Raw genomic sequence first — 17,493 nt, forward strand, 5'->3', positions numbered from 1 at the left:
ACCAGTCACCAGTCAGAGTTCTTTCCGCTCGTGAGCGTCACGGTGCTCATGCGCTGTGCCGCTTGAGGAAGTCGACGATGCGCGGAAAGACGTCGATGTAGGAGTTCTTGCCGATCAGGGGGTCCAGGTGCCCGTAGCCGGGCAGCACCGCCAGCTCGTGGCGTCCGGGCGCGGCCTTCTCCAGGATCTTGTGCAGGTGGATGTTGGAGTCGGTGAAGACCCGGTTGCGGTCGGGCGCGAGCAGCAGCAGGGGCGTCCGCACGTCCGCCGCGTTCGACAGGTAGGTCAGCGGCAGGCGCGCGTACCGCGCGTCGGTCGGCGCGTACTTCACCGACTGGCCGGCCTCGACCATCTTGCGGACGTGCCGGTAGTAGTTCAGCCCGGACGCCGAGCAGATGTCGGCGACCCGCGCGTGCGTCTCGGGCAGCAGGTTGGAGTGCTCGTACATCGCGGGCCTGCCCGCCCCCCACTGGAAGCTCTGCATGTGGCACGCGCTCGTCCGGCACTCGTCGTGGAACAGCGACACCGCCTGCGACAGCATCCACGGACGCGTGAACGCCGGCGCCTGGCCGAACCTCGGGTCGATGAACGGCAGCCCGACCACGTACTCCAGCAGCCAGGTGCCGAGCGACAGCTTCAGCTTGGAGAACGCCGGGACGCGGGGGGTGAGCGAGACGCTGTTGCAGGTCAGGCTCGCGACGTCGTCGATCAGCCCGGCGAACAGGCTCATCGAGAACGACACCGCTCCCAGGCAGTGCGCGATGACGTGCACGCGGCGGTCGCCGACGTGGCGGCGCAGCTCGCGCATCGTCGCGGGGAAGTCGTACAGAGCCACGTCGTCGAGGTTGTAGCGGTGCGTCTCCCCGTCGTAGGGGAAGCGCCCGCTCATTCTGAAGTCGACCGCCCAGACGTCGCCGAAGCCGTTGTCGAGCAGGTGGCTCGCCAGGTTCCGGTGCTCGGGCATGATGAAGACGTCGCTGGCGGAGGTGAGCCCGTGGACGAGCAGGACCACGTCGTCGCTCTCGCTCCGCAGGAAGCGGGTCAGGTTCAGGCCGAGGCCGTCCTCCGTCCCGAACGGATGCACCGATACATCGGCCTCCCGCACTCCTTCGAGTGTGAAACGCGAGATCGTGCGTGTCATGTTCCTCACCTCCGTCGTCCCCGCAATGATGATGCGGTGACCGGCCCATACGCGGCATCGTGGTAAACCCTTACTTCTTCCCCGACCTGGTCAGCGGGGACGGGACGCGTCGGCACCGGGCATACGTAACCTCTGTGACGATCCTCGCGACGCAGATGTTCTGGAACCTGCCCGACTGTCCGGGAATGGACAGGTTGGTGCGTTCCAATCCGGCCGCCCGCCCCACCGCCCGACCCGGGTAAGGCCCGGTCAGCCGCTCTGCGCACCGGGGTCGGCCTCGGTGCGGGTCAGGGCGCTCACGACGCCGACCCGGGAAGTCACCCCGAACTTCGTGAAGATGTGCGACAGGTGCGTTTCGACGGTGCGGATGCTGACGAACAGCCGCTCGGCGATCTGGGAGTTCGAGCACCCCTCGACGACGAGCGTGGCGACCTCGTACTCCCGCTTGGACAGCCCGCCGGGCAGCCCCGAGCGGCGCCCGCCCTTGGAGGGCACCCGCACGCCGATGCGGCGCTGCTCCCGGACGGCCTGCGCGTGCAGCGTGCGCGCCCCGCAGGAGGAGAAGATCCCGGCGGCCAGCCGCAGCTGCTCGCGCGCGGCGGGGCGATCGCCCGCGTCGGCGTGCGCGGTGCCCGCCCGCAGCCGGGCCCGGCCCGCCTCGATCTGGTGCCCGGCCTCCTCGAACATGGACGCGGCCCGCAGCGCCTCCCGCGCCGCCCGGTCGGCGTCGGTGAGCTGGAGCGCGTGCGCGCGGGCCAGGTGCGCGAGCGCGTTGTGCGCCTCCAGGCCGGGGATGACGAACCCCTCGGTGCGCTCCACCCAGCCCCGCGCGGCGTCGGCGCGGCCCCGGCTCGCCTCCAGGCACGCCATCGCCTCGCACAGCGACAGGTGGGTCCGCTGGTCCAGCGGGCCCGCGAGCGCGACCTCCACGGCGTCGGCGGCCTCGTCGAGGCGGCCGAGGCCGAACAGCGCCATCGCGCGCGCGTAGCGGGCCATGGACCCCCACCACTCGCCGACGCCCGCGCCGCTCTCGATCGCCTCCTCGGCGTGCGCCAGCGCGGACTCCTCGTCCCCCGACCAGCCCGCGACCAGGCTCTGCTGGGTGAGCGCGAACACCAGCTGCTGCCCCGAGTGGTGCAGCCGCGCCTCCTCGACGGCCTCCTCGGCGGTGGCCGCCGCCTCCTCCAGCCGGCCGAGCATCCCGTAGGCGCGGGCCAGGCCGGCGGTCAGGTTCGTCACGACGTAGAGCTGGCCCGTCCTGCGGGCGACGGCGCTGGCGCGCTGGAACTTGCCCACCGCGCTGAGGAACTGGCCCGTGAACGTCTCGGCCCAGCACAGCCAGGCGATCGCGTCCATCCACTCGGCGAGGTGCTCGTCGGGGGCGCCGTCGACCAGGACGTTCGCGGCGTCCAGGTAGCGCAGCGCGTCCTCCACGCGGCCCGCCGCGAGCGCGGGCATCGGACGCAGCGCCGCGACGGCCAGCTTCAGGTGGGGCTCCCAGTCCTCGGAGTCGTCGGGCATCAGGTCGAGCACCGCCTGCGCGCCGCGGAAGTCGATGCGCATCATCCGCTCGGCGACCAGCCGCATCCGCAGCGGCACGGCGGCGGGGGAGCGGGGGTCGGGCATGCGGCGCAGCTCGTCCAGCAGCAGGGCGCGCGCCTCGTGCGGGCGGCCGAGCTGGCGCTCCATCAGCGCGGCGAGCCGGGCCGCCCGCGCCCGGCGCTCGTAGTCGTCCTCGGGCAGCATCTTCAGCACGCTGCGCGCGGTCTCGCGGCCCTCGGCCAGGTGACCGCCGACGGTCTGGACCTGCGCCAGCTCCATCATCAGCTCCAGCCGGGACGGCAGGCCCGAGCCGTTCTCGGCGCCGGGCGCCGCCTCGGGCCGCGTCTCGGGCATGAGCCGCAGCGCCGCCTGGAGCCAGTGCGCGGACGTCGCCGGGGCCTGCGTGGCGAACGCGCGCGCGGCCTCCACCAGCGTCGCGATCGCGTGCCGGTCGCCCGCCCGCCCGGAGCGCTCGATGTGCCGGGCGCGGACGGCGGCGGGCGCGCCGATCTCGGTGAGGTAGCCGGCGATCCGGCCGTGCGCGGCGAGCCGCCACCCGGCCGCCGCCGACCGGTAGGCGGCGTGCCGCACGAGCGGGTGCCGGAACCGGAACCGCTCGGCGTGCGGGCGGACGATGTCGCGGGCGACCAGCTCGTCCAGCGCCGCGAGCGCGGCCTCCTCGCTGACCTCGGCCGCGGCGGCGGCCAGCAGCGGGGGGAACTCGTCGGCCGCGACCGCCGCGCTCTGCGCGATCAGCAGCGCGTCCGGCGACAGGCCGCTCAGCTCCAGTTGCAGCGCGGCGCGGACGGCGGGCGGCAGGTCGCCGTCGGGCTGCCCGACCGTCACCGGCTCGCGGGTGCGGACGAGCGCCTCCAGGTAGAAGGGGTTGCCGCCGCTCGCCCGGTACAGCTCGCGGGAGCGCGTCCCGCTGAAGCGGGGGCCGAGCAGCTCGACGACCTCGGCCTCGGTGAGCGGCTCGACCGACAGCCGCCGGCCGCCCACCGCCCGCACCGACGCCTGCACCAGCGCCGCCAGCCGCGCCGACGCCTGCGCCGGACGGTAGGCCAGCGCGATCAGCACCCGGGCGCGCGGCGGGTGCCGGACGAGGTGGTCCAGCAGCTCGATCGTGGCGTCGTCGGCCCAGTGCACGTCGTCCAGGATCAGCACGAGGCCCGAGGGGGCGGCCAGCTCCTCCAGCAGGTGCCGCACCGCCCGGTAGAGCTGGTAGCGCGCCACGGGCGTGGTGTCGGCGCCGCCGGGCGGGCCCGCGGCCACGCCGTCGCTGAGCGCGGTGAACAGCGCGGGGAAGACGGGGGCCAGCAGCCGGATCGTGGCCTGGCTGAGGTCGGGGAAGTGCTCCTCCAGGTGGTCGTCGAGCGCGTCGACGACCGCGCCGAACGGCATCTCCTGCTCGAACTCGGCCGCGCGGCCGGACAGGATGCTGAGCTTGCGCGCGTCCGCCGCCGAGACCAGCTCGGTCAGCAGCCGGGTCTTGCCCGCGCCGGGCTCCCCGACCAGGGCCAGGAACCGGAAGGCCGCCGCCGCCGTGTCGTCGAGGGCCTCCTCGAAGTCGTGGAGGACGGCCCGCCTGCCGACCAGGGGAGCGCCGTTCGCGGTCGCTTCGTTGCGCTGGCCCGTACGACCCTCCATGTCCACACCCCAACAGCGACAGGCGGTCGATACGCCGTTTACCTGAGAATCCGCGGAAAATACCTTATCGAGTCATACGTCAATAAGACGGGACAACACGCCCATGATCACGGCACGGCCCCCGCGGGCCGGGTCCCTGGCGGGACCGAGTTGTCCATAGCTATCAACCGCCGAGGAGGGCCCCGTGTCAACCTCGGGGAGGTAAACCGTTCCGGACTCGTCACCATGCGTGCCCCACCCTCCAGGCCCCCGTCCGGCCCTCGGGGCGCGGGCGTGGCGCGCCGCCGGAAGGCCGCCGCCGACGCCCCCGTCGCGACCGCACGCGCCGAGCATAAACCGCGAACCCCGCCCGGTGCGGGGAGTTAGGTTTTTGGACGGTGTCTACACAGGCCGGCGCGGGATCAGGAGCTCCGGGACGCGGCTGAGGAGAAGCGCGACCGCCACCCCGCCTGCCGTACCCGGCCGGGTGCCGCGCCGGTCGAGGCGGCACGGCGGGGAGCGCGGCAGGGAGGGCGGCGGGGAGCACGGCGGGAAAAGGAGGGACGGTCGGTGCCCGGACCGCGCGCTTTCGCGCACCGTCCCCACCCGGGCGACCGACCGTCCCTGTGGGCCCGCTCGACCAAGGGAACCCGAAGTGACAACGAGGGACCCCGCCCAAAGGTTCTCATTCTCGGAGGTTCATTTTCGGCGGGTTTCGTCGTAGCGGGCGGACATCGCGGCGAGCGTCCGGGCCATCGCCCGGCGCAGCCCCGCCGGGGCCACGACCTCGGCGTCGGCGCCGAGGCGCAGCAGGTCGGACACGGCCTGCTCGTCGGACTCGACGGGCAGGCGGACGCGCGTCCACCCGTCCGGGCGGGGCTCGGCCGTCTCCAGCGCGGCCCGCGCGGTCGCCGCCTCGGCCAGGTGCGGGAGCCGTTCCAGCCCGGCGGGGGACAGCAGCACGACCGCCTCGCCGCGGTGCCGGCGCGCGTCGAACCCGGCGAGGTAGCCGCGCCAGTGCGCGGCGAGGTCGAAGCCCTCGGCGCGCTCGAACGTCCCGGGCAGCGCCTCCAGGTCGAGGATCCGCGACACCCGGTAGGTGCGGAACTCCCCGTCGCGGCGCGCCACCACGTACCACTGCCCGCCCTTCAGGACGAGGCCGTAGGGCTCGGCGAGGCGGGTGACCTCGTGCGGCGCCTCCCAGCGGCGGTAGCGCAGCCGGACGCGGCGCTGGTGCCACACCGCGTCCGCGACCGCCGGCAGGTGCGGGGCGGCCGCGCCGGCCTGGTACCAGGACGGCGCGTCCAGGTGGAACCGGGCCCGCAGCCGCGCGCCGCGGTCGCGGGCCTCCGCCGGCAGCGCCGCCATCAGCTTCAACTCCGCCGCCGCGACCACCGCGCCGAGCCCGAGGTCGTCGGCCGCGGCGGGCAGCCCGGTGAGGAACAGCGCCTCGGCCTCGTCGCCGGTGAGGCCGGTCAGCCGCGTCCGGTAGCCGCCGAGGAGCCGGTAGCCGCCCTCGTGCCCCGCCTCCCCGTAGACCGGCACGCCCGCCGCGCTCAGCGACTCGACGTCCCGGTAGATCGTCCGCTCGGACACCTCCAGCCGCTCGGCCAGCTCCCGCGCCGTCATCCGCTCGCGTGTCTGGAGCAGCAGCAGGATCGACACCAGACGGCTCGCGCGCATGCCCCGAACTCTACTGACACTCCCTGTCAGTGGACCCGCCGTAGCGTCCCGCCATGGACTACGACAACTTCGTCACGCGCTACGTCGCCGTGTGGAACGAGCCCGACCCCGCCGCGCGCCGCGCGATGATCCGCGAGCTGTGGGCCGGGGACTGCGTGCAGTACACCGAGTCGGCCGAGTACCACGGCCTTGAGGAGATGGAGGAGCGGGTCACCTCCGCCCACGACCGGCTCGTCAGGGACGGCGGCCACGTCTTCGTCTCCGCGGGCGACGCGACCGGCCATCACGACGCCCTGCGCTTCACCTGCCACATGCTGCCCGCCGGCGGCGGGGACATCGCCTGGAGGGGCGCCATCTTCCTCACCCTCGGCGCCGACGGGCTGATCATGACCGACCACCAGTTCGGCGACCCGCCGCCGCCCGCCGCCAAGGCCGCCGTCGAGGCGTTCCAGGGTGGCGGGGAGGGCGCCGGGCCGCGCCAGGCGGGCGCCCGGTAGCGGCACGCGTTCCCGAGTCAGGTATCACCGCTGGTCAGGGGGGTATGGCCGTCGGGGCGATCGGCGGGGGCGAATCGGGGGCGAGATGGGCGAGGTCATCCGGCAAGTGCTGCCGCTCACCTTGGGGGTGCTGGTCAGCCCGATCCCGATCATCGCGATCGTGGCCCTGCTGCTGACGCCGCGCGCGAGGGACGCGGCGCTCGGGTTCCTGGCGGGGTGGACGGCGGGCATCGTCGCGACGACGACGGTGCTGCTGGTGATCGCGAATGTGATCGGCATGAATTCCGACACCGGCGAACCGAAGACATCGGTGTCGGTGATCATATTGTTGCTGGGCGTCCTCGTGCTCACCCTCGCCGTCCGGCAGTGGACGGGGCGGCACGAGGACACCCGTCGCGACCGCCTGGCGGGCGTCACGCCGGTGCGGGCCGTCCAGCAGGGGCTGCTGCTGTCGATCATCAATCCCACGAACCTGCTGATGTTCGTCGCGGCGGCGATCGCGGTGTCGCAGGGGATGCTGAGCGTCGGCGGGCAGGTCGTGGCGGTGGCGGTGTTCTCCCTGGTCGCGGCGTGCGGGGTGGCCGTCCCGGTGGTCGTCTACGTGGTCGACGCCGAGCGGTGGCGGCCCCGGCTGGACGCCCTGGGGGCGTGGCTGGAGCCGAACCGCGCGACGGTCGTGTCGGTGCTGCTGCTGGTCATCGGCGTCGTCCTGGTGGCCAAGGGGATCGGCGGCCTGATCGACTGAGCCGCGGCTACCCCAGCAGGGACAGCTCCAGGTGGGCGGAGACGATCCAGTTGGGGACGTCGACGACCTCGGAGATCTTCAGGTCGGCGGCGACGCTCGCCAGCAGGTAGGCGTCGGCGGGGGCCAGGCCGGTGCGGGCGGAGACCTCGGCCACGAGGTGGCGGGTGGCCTCCCTCGCCGCCTCCATCAGGTCGGGGCCGACGCCGGTGGTGACGAGGGCGCGTCCCGCGCGGTGGGTGCGCGGGTCGGCCTCGACGACCGGGGTGGGCGGGGCGGCGCCCGGGCGCACGCCCACCCGCAGCCGGACCGACGCCTCGGTCTCGATCCCGGTGCCGCAGACCTCGCCGTCGCCCATCGCGGCGTGCGCGTCGCCGAGCGAGAGCAGCGCGCCGTCGATCCCGACCGGCAGGATCAGCCGCGCGCCGGGCCCGACGTGCCGGATGTCCATGTTGCCGCCCCAGCGGCGCGGCGGGACGATCGAGTGCGCCCCCGGCTCGGGCGGCGCCACCCCGATCGTGCCGACCATCGGGACGACCGGGACGCGCACCCCCGGCAGCGGCTCGGCGAACCCGTTCGCGATCTTGGAGACGCGCAGGTGCGGGTCGGGGAAGTCGTCGGCGAGCAGCCCGAATCCGGGGATGCTCGCCGTCCAGCCCCAGTCGCCGACCGCCATCTCCAGCACGTCGATCACCAGGGCGTCCCCGGCGCGGGCGCCCTCGACCAGGAACGGCCCGGTCACCGGGTTGACGCGGGCGAAGTCGAGCGCGGCGACCTCGGCGGTGCCGGCGGACGGGCCGAGCTGCCCGCCGCTCGCGTCGGCGGTCTCGACCGTGAACTCCGCGTCCGGGACCAGGGACGCGACGGGCGGGATCGCGTTGTCCCAGGCGTTGTGCACGCTCGTGCGGCGGATGTGCATCAGTCCTCCAGGTTGAGGTCGGTCCCGCGGCCCGAGAGCCGGTAGAACACCAGCACCAGGACGCCCGCGGCGAGCCAGGCCAGCCCGCCGGTCTTCGCCCGCGTGTCGGCGTTCCACAGCACCGAGCCTATGATCACCAGGCCGAGCGCCGGCGCCGCGACGTGCAGGTGCCAGCGGGTGCTCCGGTGCCGCAGCGTGAAGTGCACGAACACCGCGAGGTGCAGCAGCAGGAACGCGAACAGCGCGCCGAAGTTCACCAGCGAGGACAGCAGGCTGACCTGGCCCGTGAACGACAGCCCGAGCACGAGCGAGATCGCGGCGACGAACAGCAGGGCGCGCTCGGGCGTGCGGCGGGTCGGGTGGACGTGCGCGAGGAAGGCGGGCAGCTTGCGGCCGCGCGCCATGCTGAACAGCAGCCGGGACGTGGCGGCCTGGGCCACCAGCGAGTTCGCCACGCCGGTGGCGAGCGCCGCCGACACCGCCGTCATGTTCTTGAGCCACCCGCCGCCCGCGATCCAGGCGATGTCGTAGAAGGCGGAGTTCGTGGCCTCGTCCCCGGCGAACTCGGTGCGGCCCGGCACCAGCAGCGCCGCGATCCAGGTCTGGACGACGAACAGCCCCGCGACCAGGCACAGCGCCAGCAGGGTGGCGCGCCCGACGAGCCGGCGGTCGCCGCCCGCCACCTCCTCCGACAGCGTGGAGATGCCGTCGAAGCCGAGGAAGCTGAGCACCGCGACCGACAGCGCGCCGAAGATCAGCCCGGGGGTCAGCAGGTCGGCGTTGACCAGCGGGTCGAAGGAGAAGCGCGCGCCGTTCTCGCCGCGCGCGACGGCGGCCGCGCCGAACCCGACGAACACCGCGAGCGCCACCAGCTCGGCGAGCAGGAACACCCGGTTCAGCCGCGCCGTCGTCTCGATGCCCAGGTAGTTGATCACGGTGTTGACCACGACGAACATGACGATCCAGCACCACTGCGGCACCTCGGGCCGCAGCGCGTGCAGCGCGGCCGCGCTCATCACGTACAGCAGGGTCGGGACGAGCAGGTAGTCCAGCAGGATCGCCCAGCCCGCCAGGAACCCGGCCTTGTCGTTGATGCCGCGTCCCGCGTAGGAGTAGACGGACCCGGCGATCGGGAAGGCGCGCGACATCTCCCGGTAGCTGAGCGCGGTGAACGCCATCGCGACCAGCCCGATCAGGTAGGTCAGCGCCACCATGCCCCTGGACTCGTTGAACACGGCCCCGAAGATCGTGAACGGCGCGATCGGGAGCATCATCACCAGGCCGTAGACGACCAGGTCGGGCAGCCGGAGCGAGCGGCGCAGCTCCTGGGCGTAGCCGAAGGACTCCAGCGTCCGCGCGCCGGGGTCGCCCGGCGCGGGTCCCGTGGGGTCCGTGGGTTCGGAGGGGGCGGTCGTCATGGGAGCACACGCCTTTCGGTCGGCCTCGTGGGCCGTTCGGGTCCTGCCGGGCCTCGGGGGTGTCGAGGCCCGCTGGGAGCGGACGGACGCGCCTGGGAGCGGGCGCGGTGGGAGAAAGCGCGGCTGTGAGAATAAGCGCGGGCCGCACGGCCGCACCACCGCGAGCCCGGCCCGATGGCGCCCGGCCCGGACGACGTCGCGGGTTCACCGGCCGGTCATCCGCCCGGTGACCGCAGGTTCCGCGTAGCGGGGACGTTGCCGGGGTGAGCACCGTCCCCCGCCTCCGCTCCCGGCCCGGACGCGTGGCCGCCGCCCTCGTGGCGACGGCGTCGGCCGCCGCGTCCGCTCCCATGGCCGGTGCGCCGCCCGCGCCCGTGCCCGTCCGCGTCGCGGCGCTGGCCGTGCCCGCCGGCCCGTGCCGGGGCTCCGCGCCCGCCGACTTCGACGGCGACGGAGCCGCCGACCTGGCCGTGGGCGCGCCGTACGCGGACGTCGGCGGGCAGGTGCGCGCGGGAGCGGTGGCCGTGCGCGCCGCGTCCGGCGTGAGCCTGCTGAGCGAGGGCGGGGCGTCCCGCCTCGGCGAGGGCTTCGGCGCCGCGCTGGCCTCGGGCGACTTCGACCGGGACGGCTGCGCCGACCTGGCCGTCGGCATCCCCGACCGGGTGTTCGGGGCCCGCCGTCCCGGCGCCGAGGGCGCGGGCGCGGTGCGGATCTACCTGGGCTCCCGGTCCGGGCCGCGGCCGGGGCCGCTGCTGACGGCCTGCTCCCTGCGCCGCGCCCACGGCACCGACCGCTTCGGCGCGTCGCTCGCCGCCGCCGACCTGGACGGCGACGGCGACGACGAGTTGGCGGTCGGCGCCCCGGGGCTGCGGGGCGGCGGCGGGGTCGCGGTCTTCGGGCTGCGCGGGCGGGCGCTGCGGCCCGGCCCGCTGATCACGCAGCGGACGCCGTGGGTGGCCCAGTCGGCGGCCGAGACCGACGGGTTCGGCAGCGTGCTCGCGGCGGGCGACTTCGACGGCGACGGCCGCGCGGAGATCGCCGCCGGGGCCCCGGACGACGGCGCGCGCGGCGCGGGGACGGTGACCGTCCTCGACCCGCTGGAACGGTCCGCCGACTACGTGTCCCAGGACGAGCCCGCCGTGGACGGCACGTCCGAGCGCGCCGACGGCTTCGGCTCCGCGCTCGCCGCCGCCGACCTCGACGGCGACGGGCGCGACGACCTGGCCGTCGGCGCGCCCGGCGAGGACCGCGACGGCTCCGCCGACCTCGCCTCGGGCGCCGTCCAGATCCTCGCGGGCCCCGGCCTGGCGCAGGCGGGGGCCACCCGCTACGGGCGCGGCGACCACGACCGCCTCGGCTCGGCGCTCGCCGCCGGGGACCTGGACGGCGACGGGCACGCCGACCTCGCGGCGGGGGCGCCCGGCGCCGGAACGGTCCTCGTCCTGCGCGGGAGGCGGCTCAGGGCGACGACGCTCACCGCGCCGCTCGCGCCCTACAGCCGGTTCGGCGGCGCGCTGACCGTCCGCGGCGGGACGCTGGTGGTCGGCGCGCCGGGCGCCGACGGCTTCGGCGGCGCGGTGTTCGAGGTGACCGGGACCCCCGCGCGACCGGCGCGGATCCCGCTGGCCGCCCGGGGGCTGACCGGATACAGCCTCGGCTGATCGTCAGGCCCGTTCGTCGTGTCGGGCCCGTTCGTCGTGTCGGGCCCGTTCGCCGCGTCAGTCCCGGTCGACCCGGAGCTTGGCGCGGTAGGCGTCCTTCGGCAGCGGTTTCGTCGACTGCCGCTCCGGCGCCAGCCCGATCAGCGACACCTTGTACCCGGAGACGGCCACCGTCTTCGCGGACGTCCCGTTGACGTACAGGTCGCGGGCGGCGGGGGCGGCCTCCCCGAAGGTGATCGTCAGGTGCACGGTCGCGCTGCCCGCCCACACGCAGTCGACCGTGGCGGGGCAGCGGCTGTCGTCGCTGACCCCGTCGAACCGCACGGTCAGGGCGCCGCCGTCCAGCCGCCCGGTCTGGCCCGGCGCGAGCGTGAACGGCGCGCCCGGCTTGATCGTCGGATCGTCGGTGCCCGCGGACGCGCCCGACGCGCACGCGATCAGCGCCGCCGCGCACGGGAGGAGCAGTAGGAGCGGTAGCCGCCGGAGTTTCATGTCGGCCATGATTCCTCCTCAGGCAGGGAGCCGGCACGACTTCGACGCGTGTCGCCCGTTCCCGGTTCCCTCCCGGTCCGCTCAGCGGGACGAACCCGACAGCGACCGCGCGCCGTCCGGGACGGTGAACGCCGCCGCCACCGACGACGCCGCGCCCCGGCGGGTGACGTGGGGGAGCGTGTGGAACTCGGCGCGCAGCCCGTCCGCGCCCGCGCGGCCGAGCAGGAAGCCCCGGCGCTGGTCGATGAGCGCGATGTGCGGGTTCTCCGCGCGGACGGCCGCGTTCTCGGCCGGGTCGTGGTAACCGTCGCCGTCGCTGGAGACCGACGTGGCGACCAACTCCACGCCGACGCGCGCCGAGGAGGGGTCGTCGAAGTCGGCCAGCAGGTCGCAGGCGTGCGCCACGTGCACGTCGCCGGTGAGCACCACGGGGTTGGCCGCCCGCGAGCGGGTGAGGGCCCGGGTGAGCCGGTCGCGCTCGGCGGCGTAGCCGTCCCAGCCGTCCAGCGCCATCTCGCGGCCGGGGCCGAGGCGCAGGTCGCGCTGGGCGAGGAACACCTGCTGCGCCAGGATGTTCCAGCGGGCGCGCGACCCGCGCAGGCCCGCCTCCAGCCAGCGGAGCTGCGCCGGGCCGAGCAGGGCGCGGCGCGTGTCGAGGCGGTCGTCGCAGCCGGCGCGCAGCCCGTCCCCGCAGGGCTGGTCGGAGCGGAACTGCCGGGTGTCGAGCAGGTGCAGCGCCGCCGTCCCGCCCCACTCCAGGCGGCGCGTCAGCGTGATCCGGCCGTCGCGGCGGAACGCCGAGGGGCGCAGCGGCATGTGCTCGTAGTACGCGCGGATCGCGGCCCGCTTGCGCGCCGGGAACCCGGGGACCTTCGTGCCCGGAACGCTCCCCGCCCAGTTGTTCTCGACCTCGTGGTCGTCCCAGATCACCGCCCAGGGCGCGGCGGCGTGCGCGGCCCGCAGGTCGGCGTCGGTGCGGTACTGGGCGTGCCGCCGCCGGTAGTCCGCGAGCGTCAGGCACTTGCCGGGGGTGTGCCGCCGGACGACCGGCACGGCCTCGTCGTCGCCCGCCGCGTCCTCGTAGAGGTAGTCGCCCAGGTGGACGACCAGGTCGGGGTGCCGCTCGGCCAGCCGCCGGTAGGCGGTGAAGTAGCCGCGCTCGTAGTCGGCGCACGAGACGGCGCCGAACGTCAGCGGGGCCAGCGCGCCCGGCGCCGGGGCCGTCCGCGTCCGCCCGGCGGGGGAGAGGTGCCCGTCCGCGCGGAACCGGTAGAAGTACTCCGCGCCGGGCCGCAGGCCGTCCACCTCGACGTGCACGCTGTGGGCGGCCGACGGCCGCGCCGTCGCCCGGCCCGCGCGGGCGACCCGCCGGAACCGCTCGTCCTCGGCGACCTGCCATTCCACGGTGACGTCGCGGTCCGGCACGCCGCCGCGGCCGTCCTCGGCCAGCGGGTGCGGGGCGAGGCGCGTCCACAGGACGACGCCGCCGGGCGCGGGGTCGCCGGACGCGACGCCCAGCGCGAACGGCTCCGGCGCCCGCCCGGTCGCCCGCCCGGTGAAAGGGGTGAGGGTCGTGCCTGCCAGGAACGTCCTGCGTGTCACGTCCACGCCGTCCAGTGCAGATCATCGGATCGAGGTCCGGCCGACGATCAGGGCAACGCGGAGTGAAGCTCCCGTAGCGGCCCGGAGCCGACATGGTGACCTGCTGGGATGACGGAAAGTAGCGAAGCGTAACGTTCTGTACATGGGGGAGTGTCGCAAAGGCTGGACGGGGCCGGACGGGCTGCGGGTGGTCGCGGTGCGGCTGAAGGGCGCGCACCGCGTGTGGGCCGACCTGGCCGGGGTGCCGGGCGAGACGGCCTTCCTGGTCACCCGGCACGGCGCGCTCGTCGGCTACTACCCGACCGTGGAGGACCTGGCCGAGGCCGTCGACCTGGCCGAGCTGCGCATGGACTGAGCGCCCGGGACCGGGCGCCCGGACTCAGGGGCGGATCCGGTAGAGCGCCTCGGCCACGTCGTGCACGTCGGCGCCCAGGTCGAACGCGCTGAACAGGTGGAGGTCGTCGGTCGTCTCGATCTCCAGCAGCCGGGTGTGCAGCAGCAGGCGGCGCCGCTCGTCCACCCGGATGGCGGTCACCCGACTCCACGGGACGTGGCGGCGGGACGCGTAGCCGGTGAGGACCGTGAGGCCGCCCGGATCGGCCGCCACCCGGACGGGCGCGATCAGGTCGCGCAGCGCGAGCGCGGCCAGCCCCGCCGCCGCGACGCCCGCCAGCAGCAGGCGCTCGGCGTCCCCGGCGTTCGCGACGGCCAGCGCCGCCGCCACGGCCGCCGCCGCGCATTTGGCCACGATCTGCTTGGTCGGCACCCGCCAGCGCGCCGCGACCCCCGTGTCACCCTCCATGACGTCACCGTAGCGGCAAGTGCCTTCTATCCCTATCGAGGCTGGTCTGCCCGCACTTGTCGCAGACGGTTCCGATAACGTCGGCTCCATGCGACTGGGTGTGCTGGACGTGGGCTCGAACACCGTGCATCTGCTGGTGGTGGACGCCCACCAGGGTGCGCGGCCTCTCCCCGCGTACTCCCACAAGGCGGATCTGCGGCTCGCCGCGCACCTGGAGGACGGCGACCGGCTCTCGGAGGAGGGCGAGACCCGGCTGCGCGCGTTCGTCGACGAGGCGCTCCAGATCGCCGAGGACAAGGGCGTGGAGGACCTGGTGGCGTTCGCGACGTCCGCCGTCCGGGACGCCTCCAACGGCGAGGAGGTCCTCGCGCGGCTCCGCACGCAGACGCGGGTGGACATCAGCGCGCTGTCGGGCGAGGAGGAGGCGCGGCTGACGTTCCTCGCCGTCCGGCGCTGGTCGGGCTGGTCCTCGGGGCGGCTGCTGGTCGTCGACATCGGCGGCGGCTCGCTGGAGATCGCGGTCGGCATCGACGAGGAGCCCGACGCGGCGTTCTCGCTGCCGCTCGGCGCGGGGCGGCTCACCCGCGACTGGTTCACCGCCGACCCCCCGTCCCCGGACGAGGTGCGCGGGCTGCGGCGGCACGTCCGGGCCGAGATCGCCCGCCATGTCGGCGAGGTCGCCCGCTACGGGCCGCCCGACCACGCGGTCGCCACGTCCAAGACCTTCAAGCAGCTCGCCCGGATCGGCGGGGCGGCGCCGTCCGGCGATGGACCGTACCAGCGGCGGGTGCTGCGCGACGCCGAGCTGACCGAGTGGGCCGACCGGCTCGCGCGGATGCCCGCCGCCGAGCGGGCCGGGCTGCCGGGTGTGTCCGAGCGGCGCGCCCCGCAGCTCCCGGCGGGCGCGATCGTCGCGGACGCGGCGATGGACCTGCTGGGGCTCGCCGAGCTGGAGGTCTGCCCGTGGGCGCTGCGCGAGGGCGTGATCCTGCGCCGGCTCGACATGATCACCGGGTAAGGCGCTGCCGGCCGCGCTGGCCGGATCCGGACGCGGGCCGATGACCTGGAGCGCGTGCCGGAATGTCCGTTTCGGTGATCCAAGAATGAACGCGATATGTCTTGACGCTCGGAGTGCGGCGACGTAGGAAGTAGCGCGGCGGCACACACCCCGAGGAGTTGGTCATCCATGGCGGACACCCACCGGCTGTCGTCCCTGCCCTGCGGCCGGGTCGGCAAGTTCGTCGTGGTGGCGATCTGGGTCCTGCTGATCCTCCCGGTCGGCGGCATGCTGGCCGGGAAGCTGACCGACGCGCAGACGAACGAGGCGTCCTCCTGGCTGCCCAAGAACGCCGAGTCGACGCGCGTCGTCGACGCCTCCGAGAAGTTCGTCCCCGCCGACACCTTCCCCGCCGTGGTCGTCTACCACCGCGACGGCGCCCCCGTGACGGCGGCCGACCGGGCCAAGGCGGCGGCGGACGTGGCGCGCCTCACCACCGTCACCGGCGACCCGAAGGGCTCCAAACCGCCCCACCGGATCACCGAGAGCGTGCAGGGCCCGACGGTCGCCAGGGACGGCAAGGCCATCCAGACGATCATCAACGTCAAGGTCGGCAACGACGGCTGGAACCTGCTCGGCCCCGCCGTGGACGACTACCGCGACATCGTCCAGAACGGCGGCTCCGGGCTGAAGGCGCACGTCACCGGGCCCGCCGGGTACGGCGGCGACTTCAGCAACGTCTTCTCCGGCTTCGACAAGACGCTGCTGTTCATCACCGCCGCCATCGTCATCGCGATCCTGCTGGTCACCTACCGCAGCCCGGTCCTGTGGCTGGCGCCGCTGCTGTGCGTCGGCGTCGCGCTGATGGCCGCCGACGCCGTGGTGTACCTGCTGGCCGAGCACGCCGGGCTGACCGTGAACGGCCAGGCCGCGTTCATCCTCACCGTCCTGGTGTTCGGCGCCGGGACCGACTACGCGCTGCTGCTGATCGCCCGCTACCGGGAGGAGCTGCGGCGGCACCGCGACCGGCACGAGGCGATGGCGATCGCGCTGCACCGCGCCGGGCCCGCGATCGTCGCGAGCGGCTCCACCGTCGCGATCAGCATGCTGTGCCTGCTGATGGCCACGCTCAGCTCGACCAAGAGCATGGGCCCGGTCATGGCCGTCGGCGTCGTCGTCGCGCTCGCCGCGATGGTCACGCTGCTGCCCGCGCTGCTGCTCGTCTGCGGCCGGTGGGTGTTCTGGCCGAGGCGGCCGAAGTACGGCACCCCCGAGCCGACCGAGCGCGGCGCGTGGGCGCGGGTCGGGGCGTTCGTCGCCGTCCGCCCGCGCGTCACCTGGCTGACCACGGCGGTGGTGCTCGGCGCGTTCGCGTTCGGGCTGTTCGGGCTGAAGACCGGCTCGCTGCCCAGCAAGGACTCCTTCAGCTCCGGCAGGCCCGACTCGGTCGTCGGCGAGGAGGCCCTGGTCCAGCACTTCCCGGCGGGCAGCGGGTCGCCGGTCCAGGTCATCGCCAAGGCCGGGACGCAGGACGCCGTCAGGACCGCGCTCGCCCGGGTGCCGAACATCACCGACGTGCGGCTCGCCGGGAACAACCCGGGCCGACCCGTCGACGGACTCGTCTACCTGGAGGGGACGCTCACCGCCGCGCCCGACGGGCAGAGCGGGTTCACCGCGATCAAGCACGCCCGCGCCGCCGTCCACGCCGTCCCCGGCGCGGACGCCGAGGTCGGCGGCGGCTCGGCGGTCACCCTCGACATCAGCGACGCCTCCCACCACGACCAGAACGTCGTGATCCCGGTCGTGCTCGTCGTCGTGTTCCTGATCCTCACCGTGCTGCTGCGCTCGGTGGTCGCGCCGCTGCTGCTGGTCGCGACCGTCGTGCTGTCGTTCGCCGCGGCGCTCGGGGTGAGCGCGCTGGTCTTCAACCATGTGTTCGGGTTCGCCTCGGCCGACCCGTCCTTCGCGCTCTGGACGTTCGTGTTCCTCGTGGCGCTCGGCACCGACTACAACATCTTCCTGATGACGCGCGTCCACGAGGAGGCCAAACAGCACGGGACGCGGCGCGGCGCCCTCATCGGCCTCGCCGCGACCGGCGGGGTCATCACCTCGGCGGGCGCCGTCCTCGCCGGGACGTTCGCCGCGCTCGGCTCGCTGCCGCTGGTGTTCGTCACCGAACTCGGCTTCACGGTCGCGTTCGGGGTGCTGCTGGACACCTTCGTGGTCCGGTCGGTGCTGGTCACCGCGCTGAACCTGGACGTCGGACGGCACATGTGGTGGCCCAGCGCCCTCGCCCGGCCGCACGCCGAGCCGCCCGTGCCGAGGGAGGCCGCGACGGCCGGGCACAGCGAACCCTGACCGCCCCGCG

General features: G+C 74.6%; 14 protein-coding genes. 6 read left to right on the plus strand and 8 right to left on the minus strand.

Features of this window, described 5'->3' with window-relative positions:
- Positions 1 to 46: 46 nt before the first annotated feature.
- The 3 genes from KLI87_RS26020 to KLI87_RS26030 all read right to left on the minus strand — a co-directional run bounded on the left by KLI87_RS26020 (position 47) and on the right by KLI87_RS26030 (position 5,995).
- Positions 47 to 1,141, minus strand: coding sequence for an alpha/beta hydrolase (locus KLI87_RS26020; protein ID WP_214619038.1), 1,095 nt, complete (start codon positions 1,139 to 1,141; stop codon positions 47 to 49).
- A 249-nt stretch (positions 1,142 to 1,390) separates the two neighbouring features.
- Positions 1,391 to 4,333 (minus strand): helix-turn-helix transcriptional regulator, encoded by a 2,943-nt coding sequence (locus tag KLI87_RS26025; RefSeq protein WP_156215492.1) that lies wholly within the window; start codon positions 4,331 to 4,333, stop codon positions 1,391 to 1,393.
- A gap of 678 nt (positions 4,334 to 5,011) precedes the next feature.
- Entirely contained in the window at positions 5,012 to 5,995 is a 984-nt protein-coding gene (locus KLI87_RS26030; RefSeq protein ID WP_214619039.1) for a YafY family protein, read from the minus strand.
- A gap of 53 nt (positions 5,996 to 6,048) precedes the next feature.
- Between KLI87_RS26030 and KLI87_RS26035 the strand changes: the two genes are divergently transcribed.
- Together KLI87_RS26035 and KLI87_RS26040 are read left to right on the plus strand one after the other, a co-directional pair.
- Positions 6,049 to 6,492, plus strand: coding sequence for a nuclear transport factor 2 family protein (locus KLI87_RS26035; RefSeq protein WP_214619040.1), 444 nt, complete (start codon positions 6,049 to 6,051; stop codon positions 6,490 to 6,492).
- Between the two features lie 85 nt (positions 6,493 to 6,577).
- Complete coding sequence (locus tag KLI87_RS26040) at positions 6,578 to 7,237, plus strand: GAP family protein (protein WP_214619041.1); 660 nt, start codon at positions 6,578 to 6,580, stop codon at positions 7,235 to 7,237.
- A 7-nt stretch (positions 7,238 to 7,244) separates the two neighbouring features.
- On the opposite strand, the gene KLI87_RS26045 is transcribed toward KLI87_RS26040, so the two are convergent.
- Positions 7,245 to 8,153: an acetamidase/formamidase family protein gene (locus KLI87_RS26045; RefSeq protein WP_214619042.1), complete on the minus strand. Its 909-nt coding sequence runs from the start codon at positions 8,151 to 8,153 to the stop codon at positions 7,245 to 7,247.
- Entirely contained in the window at positions 8,153 to 9,571 is a 1,419-nt protein-coding gene (locus tag KLI87_RS26050; RefSeq protein ID WP_214619043.1) for an APC family permease, read from the minus strand. The genes KLI87_RS26045 and KLI87_RS26050 overlap by 1 nt, the downstream gene beginning before the upstream one ends.
- A gap of 263 nt (positions 9,572 to 9,834) precedes the next feature.
- On the opposite strand from KLI87_RS26050, the gene KLI87_RS26055 reads away from it, so the two are divergent.
- Entirely contained in the window at positions 9,835 to 11,232 is a 1,398-nt protein-coding gene (locus KLI87_RS26055; RefSeq protein WP_214619044.1) for an FG-GAP repeat protein, read from the plus strand.
- A 57-nt stretch (positions 11,233 to 11,289) separates the two neighbouring features.
- Here the strand turns inward: KLI87_RS26055 and KLI87_RS26060 are convergent, their stop codons facing one another.
- A complete protein-coding gene (locus KLI87_RS26060; RefSeq protein WP_156215499.1) occupies positions 11,290 to 11,733 on the minus strand; it encodes a hypothetical protein in 444 nt (147 codons plus the stop codon).
- A gap of 72 nt (positions 11,734 to 11,805) precedes the next feature.
- Positions 11,806 to 13,332 carry an alkaline phosphatase D family protein gene (locus KLI87_RS26065; RefSeq protein WP_308166172.1) on the minus strand — a complete coding sequence of 509 codons (1,527 nt, stop codon included), beginning with the start codon at positions 13,330 to 13,332 and terminating at the stop codon, positions 11,806 to 11,808.
- Positions 13,333 to 13,468: 136 nt separating this feature from the next.
- Here KLI87_RS26065 and KLI87_RS26070 point away from each other — a divergent pair, with 136 nt between their 5' ends.
- Positions 13,469 to 13,681, plus strand: a complete 213-nt coding sequence (locus KLI87_RS26070) for a hypothetical protein (protein WP_156215501.1) — start codon at positions 13,469 to 13,471, stop codon at positions 13,679 to 13,681.
- Positions 13,682 to 13,705: 24 nt separating this feature from the next.
- Here KLI87_RS26070 and KLI87_RS26075 read toward each other — a convergent pair whose 3' ends face one another.
- The gene (locus tag KLI87_RS26075) at positions 13,706 to 14,128 is read right to left on the minus strand and encodes a PH domain-containing protein (protein WP_156215502.1); all 423 of its coding nucleotides are present in this window, start codon (positions 14,126 to 14,128) and stop codon (positions 13,706 to 13,708) included.
- 88 nt (positions 14,129 to 14,216) lie between these two features.
- Here KLI87_RS26075 and KLI87_RS26080 point away from each other — a divergent pair, with 88 nt between their 5' ends.
- Both KLI87_RS26080 and KLI87_RS26085 read left to right on the plus strand, forming a co-directional pair.
- Positions 14,217 to 15,146, plus strand: coding sequence for a Ppx/GppA phosphatase family protein (locus tag KLI87_RS26080; RefSeq protein WP_156215503.1), 930 nt, complete (start codon positions 14,217 to 14,219; stop codon positions 15,144 to 15,146).
- Between the two features lie 168 nt (positions 15,147 to 15,314).
- The gene (locus KLI87_RS26085; RefSeq protein WP_214619045.1) at positions 15,315 to 17,483 is read left to right on the plus strand and encodes an MMPL family transporter; all 2,169 of its coding nucleotides are present in this window, start codon (positions 15,315 to 15,317) and stop codon (positions 17,481 to 17,483) included.
- The last annotated feature ends 10 nt before the right edge of the window (positions 17,484 to 17,493 follow it).

The organism is Actinomadura sp. NEAU-AAG7 (assembly GCF_018603865.1).
Lineage (GTDB): Bacteria > Actinomycetota > Actinomycetes > Streptosporangiales > Streptosporangiaceae > Spirillospora > Spirillospora litoris.